This window comes from Streptomyces sp. NPDC007162, assembly GCF_040634175.1.
Taxonomy (GTDB): Bacteria; Actinomycetota; Actinomycetes; order Streptomycetales; family Streptomycetaceae; genus Streptomyces.
Genome location: NZ_JBEYFC010000935.1, coordinates 1 through 1,870, shown reverse-complemented (window position 1 = coordinate 1,870; position 1,870 = coordinate 1). Strand labels below are relative to the sequence as shown.

Here is a 1,870-nt window from a genome sequence, read left to right as displayed (position 1 = left end):
GGGCGGGCGGGCCAGCCGAAGCGCGAGCGACAGGCCGGCGGCCCCGGCACCCACGACGGCGACGTCCGACTCCACCTCCACCTCCACGGCGGCTCCTTCCACGACGGCTCTCTCTTCGGACCGGCGGCGCATCCGCGCTTTCGGACCGACGGCAGCCGGAACAGTCTTCGCGCGAACCGACCGCGGCGGATGCACCCGGGAGCGTGTCGTGCTGGTGGGTACCCAGGGCGCCGGCATGTCCACCGAATGGTGCATCCGGCGGAGCGGTCCGCGCGGAATGTGTCTCGACGGACAGCGTGACCACTCCGGCCTGCCGACAGGCGGTCCGGATCACCGACCGGCGAGAGGATCCGCGATGCGTTCCACCCAGGCGATCGGCCGTCTCACGGCAGGTCCGCCGCGCAGGCCGCCCGCCGTGACCGGCCCCCACGGCACCGGGGAACCGGCCGCCTGCGACGGCGCGCGCGCCGTGGACGAGGACGTGCCGGGCGCCGTCGGCCGGGAACTGCGTGAACTCCTCACCGACCGCCTCGCCGGCTGCCACGGCCTGGACCCGGTGTTCGCACGGGACGTGGCCGAGCGGACCGCCCGCTTCACCCGGCGCGGCGGTCGCCGCATCCGGCCCCGGCTGCTGTGGTGGTCGCTGCGGGCCTGCGGCGGCGGGGACCCGGCCCAGACGCGCGTGGCGCTGCGGACGGCGGCGGCGCTGGAACTGCTCCAGACCTGCGCCCTCGTCCACGACGACCTGATGGACCAGGCGGCCACCCGCCGCGGCGCGCCGGCGCTGCACGCCGATGTGACCGAGCAGTACGCAGGCGCCGTCCCGGGCCCCGCCGCGCAACGGCTCGGCGCGTCGACCGCGGTGCTCGCCGGCGACCTCGCCCTGGCCTGGGCGGACGACGCCTTGGCCGGACTGCTTATGGAGCCCGGGCTGCCGCGTGACACCGCGTACCGGCTGCACGAGGTGTGGCGGGTGATGCGCACCGAGATGGTGGCGGGCCAGTACCTCGACGTGCGCGGCCAGGCGGTGTCCTCCGGCACCCCGGGCCGGTCGATCCGGGCCGCCTGTCTCAAGAGCGCCCTGTACACGGTGGAACGGCCCCTGCACCTGGGCGCGGTGCTCGCCGGGGCCGACGACGCCACCACCGCGACGCTGCGCCGCGCGGGCCGCTGCGCGGGCCTCGCCTTCCAGCTCAGGGACGACCTCGACGACCTGTTCGCCGACCCCCGGGCCACCGGCAAGCCGTCCGGCGGCGACGTGCGCGAGGGCACCCCGACCTATCCGCTGGCCGTGGCCCGGGCCCTGGCCACCGCCGTCGGTGACCACCACGCGCTCGGCGTCCTCGATCACGCGATGGGCAGGGCCGACCTCACCGACGGCGAACTGGCCGGGGTGCGGGCGGTGGTCGTCGGCACCGGGGCCCGCGACCATGTGGAGGCGCGGATCGCCCGGCTCGACCGGCGCTGCCTGCGCCACCTCGGCGACGCCGCCCTGGAACGGGATGCGGCCGGCCGGCTGCGCGACCTGCTGGCCGAGATCACGGGCACCGCCGGCCAGGTGCCCGAGCCGGCCGCGGCTCCGCGCGCCGCCGCCCTCGCCGCCGCGGGAACGGAGGCGGGCCGGTGACCCGGACCCTCGCGGGACCCACCGACCACGTCGTCGTGGTCGGCGCCGGACTGGCAGGTCTGTCCGCCGCCCTGCACGTGCTCGGCGCCGGCCGCCGCGTCACGGTCGTCGAACGCGACGCCCTGCCCGGCGGGCGGGCCGGCCGCATGGAACTCGGCGGCTATCACATCGACACCGGGCCCACCGTGCTCACCATGCCGGAGATCGCCGACGAGGCGTTCGCCGCGGTCGGCAGCTCGCTGC

General features: G+C 77.1%; 2 protein-coding genes. Both read left to right on the top strand.

The features are described from left to right. The first annotated feature begins 355 nt into the window (after positions 1 to 355). On the top strand, positions 356 to 1,627 hold the full coding sequence (locus ABZ646_RS46010; protein WP_360533602.1) for a polyprenyl synthetase family protein: 1,272 nt from the start codon (positions 356 to 358) through the stop codon (positions 1,625 to 1,627). After that, on the top strand, positions 1,624 to 1,870 hold a 247-nt coding region (locus ABZ646_RS46005; protein ID WP_360533599.1), incomplete at its 3' end, for an FAD-dependent oxidoreductase. The genes ABZ646_RS46010 and ABZ646_RS46005, both read left to right, overlap by 4 nt.